An 18,555-nucleotide genomic window follows, 5' to 3' on the forward strand; every position below is an offset into this window, starting at 1 on the left:
GACGCCGGGCCATGCGGGTCCATGTCCCAACGCACGGGAGAAGTTGTGATGCCGCCTCAGTTAGCGCCTTAAAGCCATAGATGTTGAATACGGGATGCTGTCGCTATTGCCCCCTGCGCGCCTGCCCGCGGCAAGCGTGTATGGCCTCATGGAGAAATCGAGATGGTTAGACTACGTAAGTCCGCCCAGTCCCTTCTGCTGTTGTCCCTGTCCTTGCTGGCGTTGTTCGCGCCCCCCGCGCTGGCCGGTGTGCCGGCGACCTGCAATGCTGACGCGAGCTGGGTCAGCGCGCCCAACCCACCCGGCGAGGTGCCTGACGGCGCCAATGCCAATTTTTGCAGCTTTTACCAATTTTCCTGGCAGTGGTTTCTCGACCTGGTCAGTCCCTCGTCAAGCGATGCCAGCCTGCGTAATTTCCAGGTCGCGGCCAATTACCCGATCCTGCAAGCCACCGGCAGCGATTCCTGCGCGGCGAATGCGCCGACCGAAGTGATGTTCGTGCGCACGGAAAAAACCAAGGACGCCAGCACCCCCTTCACCGTGCCGGAGCGCACCGGCCAGGCGGGCGGCGGCGACACCATTTTCGACCAGAGCAAGAACGTGGTGTTCTACGACATCCGGTTCAGCCGCAACCTGTGCAACGTCGGGGCCATTCAATCCGCGCCGAATTTCCCGGGTGGCACCACGGAGCTGAAGTCGGCCTGGCGCATCATCAGCGAGGCGCAGAAACCCAGTTATTTCTGGATCGAGGCCAATATCGATGGTGTGCCCGGCGATGAGCTGCTGGGCATGATCGGCTTCCATGTGGTGATCGCCACGCCGTTGCATCCCGAATTCATCTGGGCGACCTTCGAGCACCGCAGCAATGTGCCGGACTGCAGCGCGCCGCAGGCGGCCCCGGCCAGCGGCTGGTCCTTCACCAGCGCCAGCTGCGCCGGGCAATTGCCCACCCAGGCGCCAAGTTGCAACTTCAACGTGGCGGCGCCGAGCTCCTCGCTGACCGGCACGCCCAGCGAGATCTGCCGGATCAACCATGACGGCAGCAATCCAAGCGATCACAAGGGCGTCGAAAATATCGCCATCATCGACAACCTCAACACCCAGGTGCAGGGTTTCCTGGCCGCGCTTCCCGCCGACAACCCCATGTCCGTGTGGCAGAACTATATGAACGTCGGCGCCATCTGGGAGAACGACATCACCCAACCTTCCTCCAATATCAGCAACCAGCGCGGCTCCATGCGCCTGGCCAACTCGGTGATGGAAACCACTTTCCAGAACATCAACCTGCAGTCCTCCTTCGTCTCCAACTGCTTCGGCTGCCACAACTACGAAGTGACCCAGAGCAACACCCTGCCCAGTGCCGGCCTCAGCCATATCTTCGACGATGTGATGCAGGGCCAGTGCAAGGCCACCGATGTGCAGGCCGGGCCGATCTGGAACAATACCGACGCACAACAGAAGTGCGTGCAGACCTGTAAAGGCAAGGGCGGTTGGAACGGTAACTGGACCACCACCGTGCCTGGCCAGATGTCGGTCTGTGGCTGTTGCGGCGGCTGAACCACGACGCCTGCCGTACAAGCCAAGCCCCGGTGTGCGGCAGTGCACACCGGGGCCTGCTCCCACCTTTCGATCGGTCACACAGCCGTAATGCCTGTTCAGGATACTCCCGGGCTGCGCCTGATGCCCTGAAGCCACGGCGCTAAAAACAACCATAAAAATACGGAGCCTTCCATGACCCCGAGTAAATTCCTGCTCGCCTTGGGCCTGGGCCTGAGCTGCACCGCCCAGGCGGCCATCTGTCCCGACTACCAGACGCCACAGCAGGCGCCCAGTGCGCCGCTGCCGGCGAAAAAAGCCTTTAAACACTTTGGCAGCACGGTATTGGCCGGTCTCTACCAGCCCTGGCACATGGTGCATGACGCCCTGGTTGCCGAAGGGCAGTTCATCTATCTGGTGGGCAAGTTCGACTATGACGCGCTGTTGCACAAGGACCTGGAGGACGAGAGGGTGCATGTCTACCTCTTTGGTACCGGCATGCAGAGCTGGGAATACCTGGGCAGCCGCGTGACCGACAGCGATGGCAAGATCGCGCTGACCTTGCCGCCGCGTCCGGCCGGCGATTACCGCGTGCGCATGGTGGTCGAAGGCGATCGTTCCACGGTGGACGGTTGGGTGACGGTGGCCGAACGCGGGCGCGAAACCGTCCTGTTCGATGTCGATGGCACCCTGACGATCAACGATTTCGAGGCCTATGCCGACTATATCGGGGTCAAGACCGCGGCCGCCTATTACTACGCGCCACAGACGGTGCGGGCCTACCAGGACAAGGGTTACCAGATCGTCTACCTGACCGCGCGGCCCTATTGGGTCACCCGTGACGGCCGGGAGTGGTTCGGCAAGCAGAACCTGCCCGCCTGGCACTACCGCAGCAACCCGTACGGCGACGGGCCTATTCCGCCCAACACCGTCGAGCACAAGAGCAACTATGTGCGTTACCTGCGCGATACCGTTGGCCTGAATATCGTGCGCGCCTATGGCAACGCCACCACCGATATCGAGGCCTATGCCAACGGCGGGATCGCCAAGGCCAACACCTGGATCATTGGCGAACACGCGGGCAAGGAGGGCACTCAGGCGCTCAGTGGCGACTACGCACGGCACTACAGCACGGTGGTGCAAAACACCCCGTTGGCGGCGTGCAAGCGCTAGCGGCGGATCAGCGGCTGGCGGCCTTCAGCACATGGGCGGCCAGCGTGCGCAGTGGGCCGAGCTGGCGACAGATCAGTGCCAGTTCGGTGCGTACCAGGCGCTGGCGGTCGTCCATCTCCTCCGTGTGCTGCTCCAGTTGTGCCGCCAGCTGCTCTTCAGCATCGCTGTGGATCGCCAGTGGCCGTTGTGCGGCCAGGCTCGCTGCCACCTGCTCGAGGCTGTCGGCCAGTTGCGCCGCCGCCTGGCTCAGTGGCTGCGCGTCGGCCGCGGCCGGCAAGGGCTCGCCGCGGTGCGCGCCGAGCGCCGACAGGTAACTGAGCAGGGTGTGCGACAACACCAGGAAACGAAAGCCGATATCCGCGTCCTTGCGAAAGTGCCCCGGTTCCATAAGCATATTGGCCAGGGTGCTGGACAAGGCCGCATCGGCGTTGTGGGCATTGCGCCGGGCCAATCGATAGGCCAGGTCATCGCGTTTGCCGCTGCGATATTGCTCCAGGATCTGGCGCAGGTACTGGCTGTTGCAGCTCAGCGTATTGGCCAGCTCCACGTGCAGGCGCCGGCCCTGCCAATCCGGCAGGATCAGAAACACCGCCAGACCGGCGATCAGACTGCCCACCAGGGTGTCGAACAGGCGTGGCCAGATTAACCCGTAGCCATCACCGACCTGGTTGAAGCAGAACAGCACCATCAGGGTAATCGCCGCGCTGGCCAGGGTGTAGCGACTGGCGCGGGTGGCGAAGAATCCGACGCCCGCCGCGACGGCGATCAGGGCTTGCAGGCGGGGGTCGGGGAACAGGTCGAACAGCGCCCAGCCGGCCAGTAGCCCGAGCAGCGTGCCGCCGATGCGCTGCAGCAGCTTGCGCCGCGTGGCACCGTAGTTGGGTTGGCAGACGAATACCGTGGTCAGCAAAATCCAGTAACCCTGGGTCGGGTGGATCCAGTGCAGCACCCCGTAGCCGGCGGCCAGCGCCACGGCCAGGCGCAAGGCATGGCGAAACAGCAACGAGCGCGGCGTCAGTTGCAGGCGCAGGCGCCCCAGCATGTCGGCCAGCGAGCGCGGTGTGCGATCCAGCAGGCTGCTGTCCTGGGCCTCGGCCAGGGCGTCGGGGTTGCTGGCGGCGGCCAGCAGGCGATCCAGCGCCCCCAGGTTGCTGGCCAGCGCGTTGAGGGCCCGCAACAAGCCGCGCCAGGCCGGATTGCCCTGGATGCGCAGGTGCTCGAGGGCGGCGTGCAGGTCCTCCAGGGCCTCGCCGCACAGGGCACGGTAGGCGAACGGCTGGCGCAGTTCGACGGCCTCGGCGAGGCGCTGGCAGGCTTCGCCCTGCAGGCACAGCAGACGCTGGCAGCGAAACAGCACGTCGCTGTGAAAAAAAGCGTCCGCCAGCTCGTTGTAGGGCGAATGGGAGGAGCTGGCGCGCTCGTGAATGTCCTGGGCCAGGAAATACAGTTTCAGGTAGCGACTGACCTGAGGTCCTGGGCGTCCGCTACCGACCCGGTGCAGGATGATTTCCTTGGTGGCATTCAGGGCGGCGACCAAGCGGCCATTTTGTTGCGCCAGGGCCAGGCGCCGGCCCTCGACATCCAGCTCGCGCACAGGCTCGAACAAGGCGGCCTTGAGGCTCAGGTAGTGCGCCAGTTCGCGGAACAGCCGCGCCAGGCCGTGTTGCACCGGCTGGTTGGCGAACAACGCGTGCCAGAGTACCGACAGCGCCCCATACCAGGCCGCACCGAGGATCAGCAGCAGCGCCTCGCGGCCCAGGTACAGGCTGTCACCGCCGCGCTGGTCGACGCCAATCATGCTGTAGATCGAGAGGATCAGGGTGGCCGCGCCGATGGTCGCGTAACGCTCGCCGAGGGCACCCAGCATGGTCAGGGCAAAACTGGCGAGCGCCAGGCAGACGACAAACAGCCAGGGGTAGGGGAACAACAGTTCCACGCTGGCGGCCGCCACGCTGAAGCAGCCGAGGGTCACCAGCAAGGCGACCAGGCGGCCTTGCCAGCTGTCGTCGGTTTCGGCCAGGGCGCTGGCGATGATGCCGAGGAACAACGGAATCAGCAGTTGCATGCTGCCCTGCCACCAGCACAGCAGCAGGCTGCCGCTCATGGCGATCAGCACGCGCAGGCTGTAGCTGAACTTGTCCAGCGCCCATAAACGACGCAGGGATTGATTGAAGCGGCTGCTGGACATCGGGACCTTAGGGGCGGGACGGTAAGGGGCGATCATAGGCCGCGTCGCTGAAAGTTAGCGCGTTGGAGCCGCGTTCGTCACTCCGGGCTGGGCTGGCATTGGGTGCTCAGGGTTTCCTCGCCGAGCTGCGCCAGCACCTCGGCGCGCAGTTGCTGCAAGGCCTCCAGGCGGGCATCGATGACCCAGAGCTTTTCCAGCAGCAGCGTGGCGATCGCCGGACTCGGGCCGCTGCAGCTGCGCAAGGCGGGCAGGTGCCGGTGGATTTCCGCAAGGCTGAAACCCAGCTGCTGGGCGGTGCGGATGTAACCGAGCAGCTCGACGGTCGCCGCCGCGTACTGGCGGTAGCCGTTGTCGCTGCGAGTAGAGTCGATCAGCCCGCGTTGTTCGTAGAACCTCAGGGTGTCGCGGCTCAGCCCTGTGGCTGTCGCCAATGCGCCAATCCGCATGCTGTCGCCTCGTAAAGACTTGACCTTGGAGCTTACTCCAGGCTTTAGGCTGCTGTCTTCCCAAAGGGCAGCCGGTCACGGCGTAGAAGAGGACATCGATGAAGCAATCTGAGCCGTTGTTGATCGCCGGCGCCACCGGCATGGTCGGGCACCAACTGGTGCGCCTGTTGCGCCAGGCGCACCCGGATTTGCCGTTGCTACTGGCCAGCCGTACGCTGGCCAAGGCCGAACAGCTGGCCCTGGAGGTGGGGCATGCCCAGGCCGTGCGCATGGACGTCGCCCAGGACCGACCCTTGGCAGGCATCCGGCCACGCGCCGTGGTAGCCCTGGTCAACGATCCCGGCGATCGGCTGTTGCGTGATGCCTTGCAGGCCGGCAGTGCCTACCTGGACATCACCCGCTGGACGGCCCTGTTACCCTCCGCGCTCGAGCTGGTCCGTGTAGCAGCTCCCCGCCCGGTGCTGCTGGCCTCGGGGTGGATGGCCGGGCTGGTCAGTACCCTGGCGCTGCTGGCGACGCAGTCGCTGAGCCAGGTGGAGCGCATTGACCTGAGTGTGCTCTACGGCCTCAACGATCGCTCGGGGCCGGATTCGGTGGAGTACATGGCGCGCCTGACGACGCCTTTCGAGGTTCGGGAGGACGGTCAGTCGCTGCGGTGCAAGCCATACAGCGACCCGCGCTCGGTACGTTTTCCCGGTGGCAGGCAGGCGCGTGCCTATCGCTTCGACAGCCCGGATACGCTGATCCTGCCGGCCGCGACCGGTGCGCGCAGTGTATCGGCGCGCATCGCCTTCGATGACCGCCTGAGCATGCCGCTGCTGATCGCGCTGAGCCGCTCGGGCCTGTGGGACCTGTTCAGCGCTCCACGCTTTCGTCGGCTGCGTCACGCCATACTGCACAACCCTGGTACGGGCGCCGCCCATGAGTTCGTGTTGCAGCTGCAGGGACTCGATCGCCACGGCAAGCCTCTGAGCCAGTCAATCGAGGTGCAGGACCCGTTGGGCCAGACTCACTTGACCGCAGTGGGGGCCTTGCTGCAAGTGGAACGCCTGCTCGGCTTGGACGGTGCCGCCCCGCCGGTGGCGGGAGAGCATTACCCGAGCAGCGCCCGGACGCTGCCGAGCCTGCTGCAGCGTTTACGCGAACAGGGCGTGGTGGTCAGCCATCGCTGAGCGGGGCAGGGGACCGTTTCTTTCGGCAACCTGGCCGTGCGCCATTATCGGGGACTGGCTACGCTTGGTGGGAGGCGGTGCTCCGCCTGCGAACGAGGGCATCGCGGTGCTACGCAGTCGGTTGTGGATGGGGGTCTTGGCAAGCCTGTGCTGCTGGTTGGCCGCGCAGGCCGGGCCCTTGCGGTTGTACACCGAAGAATATCCCCCCCTCAATTTCAGCCGTGACGGTCAGGCGGACGGTTTCTCCACCGAAGTGGTACGCGAGATTTTGCGGGGCACCGGACAACAGGCGCAAATCCTGGTGGTGCCTTGGGCGAGGGGGTACCGGCAGGCGCAAACACAGCCCGACACCGGCCTGTTCGTCACCATGCGCACCCGCGAGCGTGAACGGCTGTTCCAATGGGTCGGGCCCTTGACGGTCAATACCACCAGTTTCTACGCACTCAAGGGGTCCGCGTTGCGCCTGGCACACCTGGACGATGCTCGTGATGCCGGTGATATCGCGGTACCGCGGGATTGGTACAGCCATCAACTGCTCGAAGCCGAGGCCTTTACCAACCTCTACCCGGTGGCCGACCCCGAGCAGATGGTGCGCATGCTCAAACTGGGGCGGGTCCGGCTGATCGCGGTGGATGACCTGAGCCTGCCGGCGCTGCTGGCGTCCGGTGGGCTGCGGCCGGAGGATGTGCAACTGCTGTTGACCTTCGTGCGCACCCACTCTTATATCGCCTTCTCCCCGCAGACGGACGGGCGCCTGATCGAGCGCTGGCAAGCCGAGCTGGACCGGATGAAGGCCGATGGTCGTTTCGCGGTCATTTACCAGCGCTGGCTGCCTGGGCATGAGTTGCCGGGAGCCGGCGGCATCGGCGAGCAATTGCGGCGCTAAGCGCGTGGGCCGGATCGTTCAGTGCAGCGGCTCAGACGTACTGCGCGGCGGCGTAACCCGAGGCCCAGGCCCACTGGAAGTTGAAGCCGCCCAGGTGGCCGGTGACGTCCAGCACTTCGCCGATAAAATACAGGCCGGGTGACTTCAGCGACTCCAGGGTCTTGGACGACACCTCGCCGGTATCGACCCCGCCCAGGGTCACTTCCGCGGTACGGTAGCCCTCGGTCCCGGCCGGGACCAGTCGCCAGCACGCCAGTCGTTCGGCGATGCTCCTGAGTTCACCCGGGCTGTACTGCTTCATCGGTTTACTGTCGAACCATTGATCGGCCAGCAGGCCGGCCATCTTCTTGGTGAACAGTTCGGCCAGCAGGGTACGCAATTCGCTGTTCGGGCGTTCGGCCTGCTGTTGGAGGAACCAGGCGGGCAGGTCCAGGTGGGGCAGCAGGTTGATTTCGATTTCGTCGCCCGGTTGCCAGAACGAGGAAATCTGCAGGATCGCCGGTCCACTCAACCCGCGGTGGGTGAACAGGATGTTTTCGCGAAAGCTTTGCCCGTTGCAGCTGACCAGGCAATCCTCCACCGAGGTTCCCGACAGCTCGCCGCACAGCGCCTTGAGGGCCGGGTCGGTGAGGGTGAAGGGCACCAGTCCGGCGCGGGTCGGCAGTACCTGATGACCGAACTGTCGGGCGATCTGGTAGCCAAAGCCGCTGGCGCCCAAGGTCGGAATCGACAGCCCGCCGGTGGCGATCACCAGCGAGGCGCAGCTGACCGGCCCGGCGCTGCTGTGCAGGCGATAGCCGCTGTCGGTCTTGTCCACCTGACTGACGGTGGTGTCGAGCCGCAGGCTGACCCCCGCCGCGTCACACTCGGCCAGGAGCAGGCCGAGGATATCGCTGGACTTGTTATCGCAGAACAGTTGGCCGAGTTTCTTCTCGTGATAGGGCACCCCGTGTTTGCCCACCAGGGCGATGAAGTCCCACTGGCTGTAACGGGCCAAGGCCGACTTGCAGAAGTGCGGGTTGTTCGAGAGGAAATTGGCTGGTTCGGTATAGAGGTTGGTGAAATTGCAACGCCCACCGCCGGACATCAGGATCTTCTTGCCGGCCTTGTTGGCATGGTCCAGCAGCAGCACCTGGCGGCCGCGTGCGGCGGCGCTGAGGGCACACATCAGCCCGGCGGCGCCGGCCCCTATGATCACGACATCGGTAACGGTCACGCACTGCTCCTCTGGGCCATTCGGCGGCTGGGCGAAGGTTCGGCCGGCGCGTATCTTACCCGAAAGGATGTCGGCGCCGCGTATGGCCGGGCGCGTTATGGCCAAGGTCGCTCTGCCTGGCCGATTGCCGGCTAAACTGCGGGGATTCCACTGGGAGGCGGGGCTGCCATGTACCTCGGGTTTATCGTGCTGCTGTGGTTCGCGTTGTGCGGCGGCATCGCCGCCCAGCCGCTACGGCTGGTGGCCGACAGCTGGCCGCCCTTCACCGACCAACGTCTGCTGAACAACGGATTCGCGACCGACCTGGTGAGCACGGCCCTGCGCCGCGCCGGCTATACCGTCGAGTACGCCCAGGTACCCTGGGCACGCGCGACGCGCGGCTTGCAGACGGCCGACTACGACATCGTGATCGCGGCCTGGTACAGCCCGGAGCGCGCGCGTTATGGCCAGTTCTCCAACCCTTATCTGATCAACCGGGTACGGTTTATTCAGCGCCGTGGCGGCGTCCTGAGCTTCAACGAGCTCGCCGACCTGCACGGTTATCGGATTGCCGCGGTACGCGGCTATGAATACTCGCCCGAATTCGATCGCGACACTTTATTGCAGAAAGTGGAGGTGCCGGGTTTCGTGGTGGGCGCGCGCATGGTGCATGCCCGCCGGCTGGATCTGGCCGTGGAGGACGAGTATGTGGCGCGTTATCACCTGGCCCGCGAACTGCTGGATATCCGTGACGAGCTGGTATTCCTGCCGCTGCCGTTGAGTGAAAACCCCCTGCATATCCTGGTGCGCCGTAGCCACCCCCAGCACGCCGAAATTATCGCGGCCTTCAACCGGGCGGTCGACCAGATGAACGCCGATGGCACCTACGCGGCGCTGTTCAAACGCCACGGTCTCTAGCGCCTGGGGCCCTTTACGCAACAACGCGATCAACAGGCCCTGGTGGCGTCGTAGGCGACGGTGCACCCGCGGCCCTGGTGTTTGGCCTGGTACAGGCGGGTATCGGCTTGGTGCAGCAGGCTCTCCAGGTCCTCGGGCGGGCCATGGTAGAGACCGGCGCTGAAACTCAGCGGCGGCGCGCCGACCGCGTATTTGAGCTGTGCGCAGGCGGCGCGCAAGCGCTCCAGGATCTCCACCAGCGCGCCGCTGTCCAGGCTGCTGACCAGGGCGAATTCCTCGCCACCCAGGCGCCCGAGCAGCGCATCCGGCAACGCCGCCTGAAAAGCCCGGGCGAATCCGGCCAGGGCGAGGTCGCCGCTGGCGTGCCCGTACTGGTCGTTAATCGACTTGAACAGGTCCAGGTCGAGCATCGCCACGCTGAGCGGCTGCGCGTTGCGCAGGGCCAGGCGGAATTGCGCAATACCCTGTTCATAGAACGCGCGTCGGTTGTACAGGCCGGTCAGGGAATCGAATTGCGCGGCCTGTTTCAAGGCGCGTACCAGGTCGCGGCGTTCCAGGGTGGACATCACCCGGCAATTCAGTTCCTCGGGGCAGAACGGCTTGCGCAGGAAATCGTCGGCGCCGTGTTTGATAAACATCGCGCTCAGCGAGCCCTTGGTGTCGGCGGACAGGCCGAGGATGATCAGGTCGTGGCGTTTCATTTGCTGGCGCAGCACCTTGACCAGTTCGAAGCCGCTCAGCCCGGGCATGCTGTGATCCACCAGCAGCAGGTCGATGTCCGGTTGTTCCTGCAGCAGCCGTAGCGCCTCGTTGCCGTCGCGGGCTTCGAGCACCTGGTACAGGTGCGGGGTCAGGACCCGGTGAATAAAGTGCCGGGTGGCGTCCGAGTCCTCGGCCACCAGGATCTTCACCTGGCAGTTGCTTTCCAGCCGATGGATCAGGCGGAAGGCGTATTCGTAGGAGTGCTGGCTTTCCTTGAGCACATAGTCCACCACCCCCTTGAGCAGCAGTTCGTCACGCCGCTGTTCGTTGTAGGAGCCGCTCAAGACGATGCACGGGACGCGGTAGCGCAGCACCAGGTCGACGACCTCGCCATTGGGCGCGTCGGGCAGGTTGAGGTCGACCAGAGCGGCGAAAAACAAGCCGGCCGAGGTGTCCAGCATCAGTTCGGCTTCCGCCAGCGACGCGCAAAACACCGGTTGCAACTCCGGCTCCTGGCGAAACAGGTGCTCGAGTATCTTCAACACCAGTGGACTGTCTTCCACCACCAGAATATTGCGCACGGTCTACTCCGCGTAAAGCCTGCCGGCGCCGGTCAGGCGATTGCCGCTTGTTCCTGCAAGGCTAGGCGCGGGGCGCGACTTCCAGGAATACCCAGTGCTGAGCTTAACAGGTGCCCAGCCACTGTTCAGCTCTCCAGCTCAGAGCAGGCGAACACGCAGACTGCGGCCCTTGATTTTGCCCTCGTTGAGTCGCTTGAGGGCCAGGCTGGCGACGCTGCGCTCGACCGCCACATAGGCCTGGAAATCGAAAATGGCGATCTTGCCCACCTGGGTGCCGGGGATGCCGGCATCGCCGGTGAGGGCGCCGAGGATATCGCCAGGCCGCACCTTGTCCTTGCGGCCGCCGGCGATGCACAGGGTCACCATCGGCGGCTGCAGGGCGGCGCCCGTCTGGGCCTTGAGGCTGTTCAGCGGGTGCCAGTTCAGCGGGCCTTTTTGCAACACCTCGATGGCTTGGGCACGATGGGCTTCAGGGGGCGCCACCAGACTCATGGCCATGCCTTTTTCGCCGGCACGGCCGGTACGGCCGACCCGGTGGATGTGGATTTCGGAGTCACGCGCCAGCTCGACGTTGATCACCATGTCCAGGGCGTCGATATCCAGGCCGCGGGCGGCCACGTCGGTGGCCACCAGCACCGACAGGCTGCGGTTGGCGAACATCGCCAGCACCTGATCACGGTCGCGCTGCTCCAGATCGCCATTGAGGGCCATGGCCGAGATGCCGTTGGCCCCCAGGTGCTCCACCAGCTCCTGGCACTGCTGCTTGGTAAAGCAGAAGGCCACGCAGGATTCCGGGCGGAAACAGGCCAGCAGGCGTACCACCGCGTCCATCCGCTCTTCCGGGGCGATCTCGTAGAACCGCTGCTCGATCTGGCTGTTGCCATGCATCGACTCGGCGCGCACCTGTTGCGGGTCGCGCATAAAGGCGGCGCTGAGTTGTTTGATCCCGGCCGGGTAGGTGGCCGAGAACAACAGCGTCTGGCGCTTGCTGGGGGTCTGGCCGATGATCTCGGCGATCGAGTCGTAAAAGCCCATGTCGAGCATGCGGTCGGCCTCGTCGAGCACCAGGGTATTCAACCCATCGAGCTTCAGGGTGCCCTTGCTCAGGTGCTGCTGGATGCGGCCCGGTGTTCCGACGATGATCTGCGCGCCGTGTTCGAGGGAACCGATCTGTGGGCCAAAGGGCACGCCGCCGCACAGGGTCAGCACCTTGATATTGTCGGCGCCGCGGGCCAGTCGACGGATTTCCTTGGCCACCTGGTCGGCCAACTCGCGGGTCGGACAGAGCACCAGGGCCTGGCAGCCGAAGTAACGGGGGTTCAGCGGGTTAAGCAGGCCGATGCCAAATGCCGCAGTCTTGCCACTGCCGGTCTTGGCCTGGGCGATCAGGTCCATGCCCTTGAGGATGACCGGCAGGCTTTGCGCCTGAACCGCGGTCATTTCCGTGTAACCGAGGGACTCCAGGTTCGCCAGCATGGCGGCGGACAGGGGCAGTGAATTAAAAGCGGTATGGGTCACGGGGACGGGCCTGCAAAAAAACCAAAATGTCGCGCAGTGTATCAGGCATGACGCCCCGGGCGGGCGGCGGCTGCCGGCCGGTGTCAGGCTTCAGGCTTCAGGCTGCTGATTTCCGTTGCCTGGCCGTCCTTTCCACAGCAGGTAGGCACCCCACAGCAGGCTGGCGAACATGACCAGGCGGCCCAGGTACAGGCAGGCGCGGGCCAGGCCCTGGTCGTAGGCCAGTAAACCGGTTTCGCCCAGCAGGTACTCCCAGTCATGAAAGCCATAGGGCGACGAGTGGCCGAAGTTGCCGCCCAACAGGGGCAGCTGGCCGGCCCGGGCATCGGCCATGTAAGGCGCGATGTCCAGCAGGTTCTGCCCGGTCCACCACAGGCACAGGCTGGCGGCGAAGGTGTCGCGGTTGTGCCGCAGCAGCGCGACCGCGCACACGACAGGCATCAGCAGCTGACCCAGGGTACCGCCCAGGGAACCGATGAATTTCCCGAAAAAGCCGAACAGCACATGGCCGGCTTCATGGAACACCAGGTCAACGTTGTGCAGAAACCCCGGCGAGTTGGCCAGGCTGTCGATATCGCGCAGCAGATAACTGCCACCCCACAGCACGAATAACGCCCAGAGCAGCGCGCGGCCATGCCAGAAGCCGGCACGCGCGGGTGGTGGGGTCAGCAGGCAACGCCACATGCGACGCCAGCGGCTGTCCTCCGCATGCTCCACGCCGCTGCTCGCCTGGCGTTCCATAAACAGCCGGTACTTGGCGAAGATGATGCCGCAGTGGGGGCATTCCAGGCTGTGCGGCGGGCAGGCCTGCTGGCATTTGGGGCATTGCATCGGTACCGTCCTCGACCTTTCGCGGCCTGGGGCGGCGCCAGGCCGCTGTGGCCGCTTCGAGCCCATGCTTACAACGTCAGGATCAGGCCGCTGAGCAAGGCCCCGGGCAACCGGCTCGAGCTCAATTGGCGCTCATGGTAGGTGCTGGTGGACAGGCTCAGTTCGGTTTCGCGGGTCAGCCCTTCGAGCTCGCTGCCGAGCATGCGGTAGAGGCTGTCATCGAAACGCATGCTGTTGACCGGCCCCTGGATCTGCCCGTTTTCCACCCAAAAGGTGGCGAAGCGGGTCATGCCGGTCATGCGCGCGGCCGGCTGATCGGAGTAGTTGAGGTACCAGAGGTTGCCGATATACAGCCCTGTTCCTAGGCGCCGCAAGATGGCGTCTTGCTCCAGTGTACCGCCGGCCATGACCAGGGCCAGGGGCGTCTCCCAGGGGCTGGCACCATTGGCGGCTAGCCCGTATTCGGCGGCGCTGCGTGAGCTGGCCAGCGTCGCCCCGGGTCGCCCTGCGTCGATCAGGCACAGCTCATGGCGTGGATAACCCTCGCTGGAAAAGCCAGGGCTCATGGCACCGTCGACCCGTTCGTGCAGGCTCAGCAGGGGGCTGAGTTGCGCATCGCCGCTATGCAGGCGCTGCAACGGAGAGTGTTTGTCGGCCAGGGCCTGAGCGGAAAAGCCGCCCCAGGCCAGCAACTCGAGGATTTCCTGCAGGGCCGCTGGCGCCAGATAGGCACGGTAGGTGCCAGGCGCCCGGGTCCGCGGCGGCAGCCCGAGCAGGTTCAGTTGCTCGCGCGCCAGGGCAAAGCGCCGGGCGAACACCTCAGGCTGCCAGGTCTGGCCCGCGTATTGGGCTTTGACTGCCTGTCCCTCGGCGCGGAACAGGCTCCAGTCAAAATTGAAGCTGCTCGCCAGGTGCCAGCCGAACGCCCCGGTCGAGCTGGCGAAGCCGCGGCTGATCGGGCCTGCGGCATAAAAACCGACCAGGTCCAGGCCGCTGGCGGCCTGTTCGATCTGCTGCACCACCGCGGCGCTGTCGGGCAGTGACGCCCGTTGTTCGACGCAGCTCTGCCAGGACTGTTGATTGAGCAGCAGGTAGGGGTCTGGCGTCAGCAGCGGCAGGCTTTGGCGCAGTTGCAGCAAGGCCTCTTCGAGGCGCTGCAGGTCCAGCTGCGGCTCGCCGCTCAGGGTAATCTGCAGGTCGGCATGGCGCCCGTGCTCGATCAGCTTGAGGCTGAGGCTGGCTTGCTGCACCTGTCCGGCCTGGCGCACGCGGCCCTGGTTGAAGCGGATGAATTCGGAGGTTTCGCCGCTGTAACCGAGGGTAAAACCTTCGTCGCCTTGCAGTTGACGACGCAAGTGTTCGATCAAGCATTCGAAGTGCTGCTGTTCGGATCGCGAAGCGAGGGTCATCAGGCGGCGCCTCCGAAGACGTCGATGGCAGTGAACACGCAGGCCGGTGAAGCGTGGCCGACCCGCGCCGCCTGGTTCGGTTCGCCCTTGCCGCAATTGGGCGTGCCCATCACCTGGCGGGTGCTGCTGTCGCCCACCGCGCTGAGGTTGCGCCAGAAGTGCGCGGAAACGCCGCGGTAATTCGGGTTTTTCACCACCCCGCGCAGCTCGCCCTGTTCAATCAATTGGCCCCATTCGCAGCCGAACTGGAATTTGTTGCGGGCATCGTCGATGGACCAGGAGCGGTTGCTGGCCATCAGGATACCGCTTTCAATACCCTCGATCAGCTCTGTCAGCGTGCGGTTGCCCGGCTCGACATTGAGGTTGGCCATGCGGTCGATGGGGGCGCGGTTCCAGTTGCACGCGCGGCTGGCCGCCACACCGTCCAGGCCACTGCGGAACTGCGACAGCGCACCGCCCAGGGGCCGCAGCAACAAGCCGTCGCGGATCAGAAATTCGCGCTGGGCCGGGCTGCCATCGTCGTCGTGGCTGTAGCTGGCCAACTCCTCGGGCACCAGCGGGTCGAAGGTCACGTTGAGCAGCGTCGAGCCGTACTGCAGGGTACCGAAGTCGTGCGCGGTGACGAAGCTGGTCCCGGCGTAGTTGCGCTCGTCGCCCAGGATGCGGTCCAGTTCCAGGGGGTGACCGATGGATTCGTGGATCTGCAGGATCATCTGGTCGGGCATCAGCAGCAGGTCCCTTTGGCCGCTGGGGGTGTTCGGTGCCAGCAGCAGCTGCAGGGCCTGGTCGGCCACTTGCGGTGCCGCGCCGATCAGGCCCAGACGCTCGAGTAGCTGGCCGTCGCCTTGCTGGCACAGGTGCGCGCCACCGAGGTTGCGGGTCTGGCTGTCCTGGCCGTCATAGGCGGTGACGCCCAGGTGGGGGTAGACAAAGCGTTGGCCATGCAGCTGTTCGGCGCCGGCGCTGTTCAGGTACAGCTGTTCGAGGACCGTCACCTCGAGTCCGGCGTGCCAGTTGACCAGGCGCGGGTCCGTCGGCACTGCCGCCGATTCGGCGCCGAGCAAGGCATAACAGTCAGCCAGCGAGGGAAACGCCTGTTCGAAACCGGGCGACAGGTAGTGCCCGCGGCCCGTGGCGACGGGCAGGTCAGCCAGGTCCAGCAAGGCCCAGGGCGCCAGTTGCCGTGCCTGGGTCTCGGCGCGCGACAGGGCAGCTTGCAGGCCGGCCAGGGACAGGTCGCTGGTGGCGGCATAGGCCTCGACGCCGGCGACCCGCACACAGAGCATGGCCCCTTCATCGCGGCTGAATCGCGGCGGCTCGGCGATGTGCTTGCGGACCGCCAGGCGCTGGTGGTCCTGGCGCACATAACGCAGCGACCAGTGTTCAGCGGTGCAGTGCAGTGCAGAAAAATGCCGTTTTACAGCGGCGAACGCATCGAACATAAGCGGTCCCAGTGGCGCGGGGCGTGATCCCCATAGACGGGCATGATTGCCGAACCGCGCGACCACCACAAGCGCTCCGCGTGGCGCGAGGCTACTCGTCTCGTTGGGTGCTGGTGTTCACCGGTCGCTGTGCTAGACCTAGTGAATCGTTCGTGTCGTAGGCCCGTTTCCGCGTCCCGCACTGCCCTCGGTCGCCCGTTCCTTTTTGCTCGTGCCGCCAGCCGTCGAACACCCTGTTGGTGTACCCGATCTGGGAGGTAAGGCCATGGACCTGTGTGCGATCTGTCACCAGCGCCCGGCGGTAACACGGGTCGAACTGGTGCAGAACGGCCAGCGGCGGCACATGGCCTTGTGCGAGCTGCATTATCGACGCGTGCTGCACCTGCACAACCAGCCTCCCCCGGTCGGGTTCGAGCCGCCCGCGCGGCGCGGCGGAGCCGCCTGCGGCACGCCCTGGCTGGATCAATTCAGCCGTGACCTCAGCCTGCTGGCCCGGCAGGGACAGCTCGATCCGCTGGTCGGCCGCGAGGCGGAATTGCAGGTCATGCTGGAGGTGCTCGCCCGACGGCGCAAACCCAATCCCCTGCTGATCGGCGAACCCGGGGTCGGCAAGACAGCCTTGGTCGAGGGGCTGGCCCAGCGGTTATTGCGGGCTGACGTACCGCCGCTGTTGAGTGGCAAGCGGCTGGTGGAGTTGAACCTGACCAGCCTGCTGGCGGGTGCGCATTTTCGCGGCGAGTTCGAGCGGCGTTTGCAGCGGTTGCTGCTTGAGGTCTCGGCGCAGCGCGATCAACTGATCCTGTTTATCGACGAGGTGCATATTATCGTCGGTGCCGGGGGCAGCGGCGCCGGTGGGCTCGACCTGGGCAATGGCTTGAAGCCGGTGCTGGCCCGCGGCGAGCTGAGCCTGATCGGCGCCACCACGCTGGATGACTACCGTAGGTACCTGGAGAAGGACCTGGCCCTGGCCCGACGCTTCCAGCCGGTTCAGGTGCCCGAACCCACGCCGAAGCAGACCCTCGGCATCCTGCGAGGGCTGCGTGCGGGGCTCGAACGCCATCATCGGGTAGCGATCAGCGACCCGGCGTTGAGCGCGGCGATCACGCTGGCGGTCCGTTACATCGGCCAGCGCTTCCTGCCGGACAAGGCCATCGACCTGCTCGACCAGGCCGCCGCGCGGGTCAGCATCGCTTGCGGCAAGGGCATCCCCCCGCCGCCGACCGACGCCGGGCAGCAGATCGAGCTGGGCCTGAGCGCCGCTTCACCCCGTGAAGCGGCCCTGGTGGTGCGCGAGTGCCCGGCCGGCTATGCAGTGCAGGTGCCGCCTGCCAGCGCGCGCGTGGGCCGCGAGGATATCGCCGGCGTGGTCAGCCGATTGACCGGAATCCCCTTGGCCGAGCTGGGCCGTCCCGAACGCGAGCGCTTGCTGCACTTGGAGCGCCGCCTGCACCGGCGGGTAATCGGCCAGGAAGCGGCGGTCAGGCGTGTCTGTGATGCCATTCGGCTGGCGCGCACCGGGTTGCACACCGGCAGCCAGCCGATCGCCAGCCTGTTGTTCGTGGGCCCCTCCGGGGTTGGCAAGACCGAGCTGGCCAAGGCACTGGCTGAGCTGTTGTTCGGCAGCGAGGAGGCGTTGATCCGCCTGGATATGAGTGAATACCAGGAGCCGCATACGGTCTCGCGCCTGATCGGGGCCCCTCCAGGCTATGTCGGCCATGACGAAGCCGGACAACTGACCGAACGGGTGCGCCGCCAGCCCTACTGCCTGATCCTGCTGGATGAGCTGGACAAGGCCCATGGCGATGTCAGCCAGCTGCTATTGCCGGTATTGGATGCCGGTCGACTGACCGACGCCCAGGGCCGACGGGTGGACTTCAGCCAGACGCTGATCATCGCCACCAGCAACCTCGGCGGCACGGCCCTTCCAGGGGCGAGCGGTCCGGAGGACCTGATGCATCAGCTGCGACAGCACTTTCGCCCGGAGTTTATCAATCGCCTGGACCAGGTGGTGGTGTTCGAGCCGCTGACGCTGCGTCAGCTGCAGGCCATCACCCGCCTGCAGCTGCAGCGCCTGAAAAACCGGGTGCTCAAGCAGGGGGTCGAGCTGCTGGTGGACAATCAGCTGATTCGTCATCTGGCTGCACAGGCGCAGGGACCGCTGGCCGGTGCCCGCGAGTTGAAACGGCAGATTCGCCAGGCGCTGGAGATACCCTTGGCGCAATGGTTGCTCCAGGAGGACGCGGATCGTCCACGGCGGCTGCGTTTTTCCTATGACGCACGGCAGGACCTGGTGCAGTGTGTGGAGATGGGCGCCGGCAGCGGACCGGCCTTGCCCAGCCCGCTGCCGCGACTGCCCGCGGGCATCCGGTCTCCGGGCAGTCGCCGGCTGCTGCCGAATGACACCTGGCCGGCCCCGGACACCTGAGCCCGGCCCCCAGGCCCAGTGGACACTATCCGCACAGCCGCGCCGAACCTGGTTTTGAAACCAGACTCGGCATGAAACGGGCCATCGGGAGCGTCAGACCGGACCACGAATAATCCCTTCTTCGCGGCAACGC

14 protein-coding genes are annotated in these 18,555 nt (G+C 65.5%); 6 read left to right on the top strand and 8 right to left on the bottom strand.

The features are described from left to right. The first annotated feature begins 162 nt into the window (after positions 1-162). On the top strand, positions 163-1,557 hold the full coding sequence (locus ABWY06_RS18275; RefSeq protein WP_353927005.1) for a mannan-binding lectin: 1,395 nt from the start codon (positions 163-165) through the stop codon (positions 1,555-1,557). A 174-nt stretch (positions 1,558-1,731) separates the two neighbouring features. Beyond that, positions 1,732-2,709, top strand: a complete 978-nt coding sequence (locus ABWY06_RS18280) for a lipin/Ned1/Smp2 family protein (RefSeq protein ID WP_353927006.1) — start codon at positions 1,732-1,734, stop codon at positions 2,707-2,709. A 7-nt stretch (positions 2,710-2,716) separates the two neighbouring features. Here ABWY06_RS18280 and yccS read toward each other — a convergent pair whose 3' ends face one another. Together yccS and ABWY06_RS18290 are read right to left on the bottom strand one after the other, a co-directional pair. Then, complete coding sequence (gene yccS, locus ABWY06_RS18285; protein WP_353927007.1) at positions 2,717-4,897, bottom strand: YccS family putative transporter; 2,181 nt, start codon at positions 4,895-4,897, stop codon at positions 2,717-2,719. A gap of 77 nt (positions 4,898-4,974) precedes the next feature. Further along, positions 4,975-5,343, bottom strand: coding sequence for a MerR family transcriptional regulator (locus tag ABWY06_RS18290; protein ID WP_353927008.1), 369 nt, complete (start codon positions 5,341-5,343; stop codon positions 4,975-4,977). A 98-nt stretch (positions 5,344-5,441) separates the two neighbouring features. Between ABWY06_RS18290 and ABWY06_RS18295 the strand changes: the two genes are divergently transcribed. Both ABWY06_RS18295 and ABWY06_RS18300 read left to right on the top strand, forming a co-directional pair. Then, complete coding sequence (locus ABWY06_RS18295; protein ID WP_353927009.1) at positions 5,442-6,515, top strand: hypothetical protein; 1,074 nt, start codon at positions 5,442-5,444, stop codon at positions 6,513-6,515. Positions 6,516-6,642: 127 nt separating this feature from the next. Further along, complete coding sequence (locus tag ABWY06_RS18300; RefSeq protein ID WP_353927039.1) at positions 6,643-7,401, top strand: substrate-binding periplasmic protein; 759 nt, start codon at positions 6,643-6,645, stop codon at positions 7,399-7,401. A gap of 31 nt (positions 7,402-7,432) precedes the next feature. On the opposite strand, the gene ABWY06_RS18305 is transcribed toward ABWY06_RS18300, so the two are convergent. After that, positions 7,433-8,617, bottom strand: a complete 1,185-nt coding sequence (locus ABWY06_RS18305) for a BaiN/RdsA family NAD(P)/FAD-dependent oxidoreductase (protein WP_353927010.1) — start codon at positions 8,615-8,617, stop codon at positions 7,433-7,435. A gap of 168 nt (positions 8,618-8,785) precedes the next feature. On the opposite strand from ABWY06_RS18305, the gene ABWY06_RS18310 reads away from it, so the two are divergent. Continuing rightward, positions 8,786-9,514, top strand: coding sequence for a substrate-binding periplasmic protein (locus ABWY06_RS18310; protein ID WP_353927011.1), 729 nt, complete (start codon positions 8,786-8,788; stop codon positions 9,512-9,514). A gap of 29 nt (positions 9,515-9,543) precedes the next feature. Here ABWY06_RS18310 and ABWY06_RS18315 read toward each other — a convergent pair whose 3' ends face one another. The 5 genes from ABWY06_RS18315 to ABWY06_RS18335 all read right to left on the bottom strand — a co-directional run bounded on the left by ABWY06_RS18315 (position 9,544) and on the right by ABWY06_RS18335 (position 15,997). After that, on the bottom strand, positions 9,544-10,797 hold the full coding sequence (locus ABWY06_RS18315) for a diguanylate cyclase (protein WP_353927012.1): 1,254 nt from the start codon (positions 10,795-10,797) through the stop codon (positions 9,544-9,546). A 138-nt stretch (positions 10,798-10,935) separates the two neighbouring features. Next, positions 10,936-12,315 (bottom strand): ATP-dependent RNA helicase DbpA, encoded by a 1,380-nt coding sequence (dbpA, locus tag ABWY06_RS18320; protein ID WP_353927013.1) that lies wholly within the window; start codon positions 12,313-12,315, stop codon positions 10,936-10,938. A gap of 90 nt (positions 12,316-12,405) precedes the next feature. Next, the gene (locus tag ABWY06_RS18325; protein ID WP_353927014.1) at positions 12,406-13,146 is read right to left on the bottom strand and encodes a hypothetical protein; all 741 of its coding nucleotides are present in this window, start codon (positions 13,144-13,146) and stop codon (positions 12,406-12,408) included. A 68-nt stretch (positions 13,147-13,214) separates the two neighbouring features. Continuing rightward, positions 13,215-14,555 (bottom strand): TldD/PmbA family protein, encoded by a 1,341-nt coding sequence (locus ABWY06_RS18330; RefSeq protein ID WP_353927015.1) that lies wholly within the window; start codon positions 14,553-14,555, stop codon positions 13,215-13,217. Further along, the gene (locus tag ABWY06_RS18335) at positions 14,555-15,997 is read right to left on the bottom strand and encodes a TldD/PmbA family protein (RefSeq protein ID WP_353927016.1); all 1,443 of its coding nucleotides are present in this window, start codon (positions 15,995-15,997) and stop codon (positions 14,555-14,557) included. The genes ABWY06_RS18330 and ABWY06_RS18335 overlap by 1 nt, the downstream gene beginning before the upstream one ends. A 265-nt stretch (positions 15,998-16,262) precedes the next feature. Here ABWY06_RS18335 and ABWY06_RS18340 point away from each other — a divergent pair, with 265 nt between their 5' ends. After that, positions 16,263-18,422, top strand: a complete 2,160-nt coding sequence (locus tag ABWY06_RS18340) for an AAA family ATPase (RefSeq protein ID WP_353927017.1) — start codon at positions 16,263-16,265, stop codon at positions 18,420-18,422. Positions 18,423-18,555 lie beyond the last annotated feature (133 nt).

This window comes from Pseudomonas sp. (assembly GCF_040514055.1).
Taxonomy (GTDB): Bacteria; Pseudomonadota; Gammaproteobacteria; order Pseudomonadales; family Pseudomonadaceae; genus Aquipseudomonas.

Coding starts and splice junctions, on each gene's coding strand:
- ABWY06_RS18275 (WP_353927005.1), top strand. CDS start 163: ATGGTTAGACTACGTAAGTCCGCCCAGTCCCTTCTGCTGTTGTCCCTG.
- ABWY06_RS18280 (WP_353927006.1), top strand. CDS start 1,732: ATGACCCCGAGTAAATTCCTGCTCGCCTTGGGCCTGGGCCTGAGCTGC.
- yccS (WP_353927007.1), bottom strand. CDS start 4,897: ATGTCCAGCAGCCGCTTCAATCAATCCCTGCGTCGTTTATGGGCGCTG.
- ABWY06_RS18290 (WP_353927008.1), bottom strand. CDS start 5,343: ATGCGGATTGGCGCATTGGCGACAGCCACAGGGCTGAGCCGCGACACC.
- ABWY06_RS18295 (WP_353927009.1), top strand. CDS start 5,442: ATGAAGCAATCTGAGCCGTTGTTGATCGCCGGCGCCACCGGCATGGTC.
- ABWY06_RS18300 (WP_353927039.1), top strand. CDS start 6,643: ATGGGGGTCTTGGCAAGCCTGTGCTGCTGGTTGGCCGCGCAGGCCGGG.
- ABWY06_RS18310 (WP_353927011.1), top strand. CDS start 8,786: ATGTACCTCGGGTTTATCGTGCTGCTGTGGTTCGCGTTGTGCGGCGGC.
- ABWY06_RS18325 (WP_353927014.1), bottom strand. CDS start 13,146: ATGCAATGCCCCAAATGCCAGCAGGCCTGCCCGCCGCACAGCCTGGAA.
- ABWY06_RS18330 (WP_353927015.1), bottom strand. CDS start 14,555: ATGACCCTCGCTTCGCGATCCGAACAGCAGCACTTCGAATGCTTGATC.
- ABWY06_RS18335 (WP_353927016.1), bottom strand. CDS start 15,997: ATGTTCGATGCGTTCGCCGCTGTAAAACGGCATTTTTCTGCACTGCAC.
- ABWY06_RS18340 (WP_353927017.1), top strand. CDS start 16,263: ATGGACCTGTGTGCGATCTGTCACCAGCGCCCGGCGGTAACACGGGTC.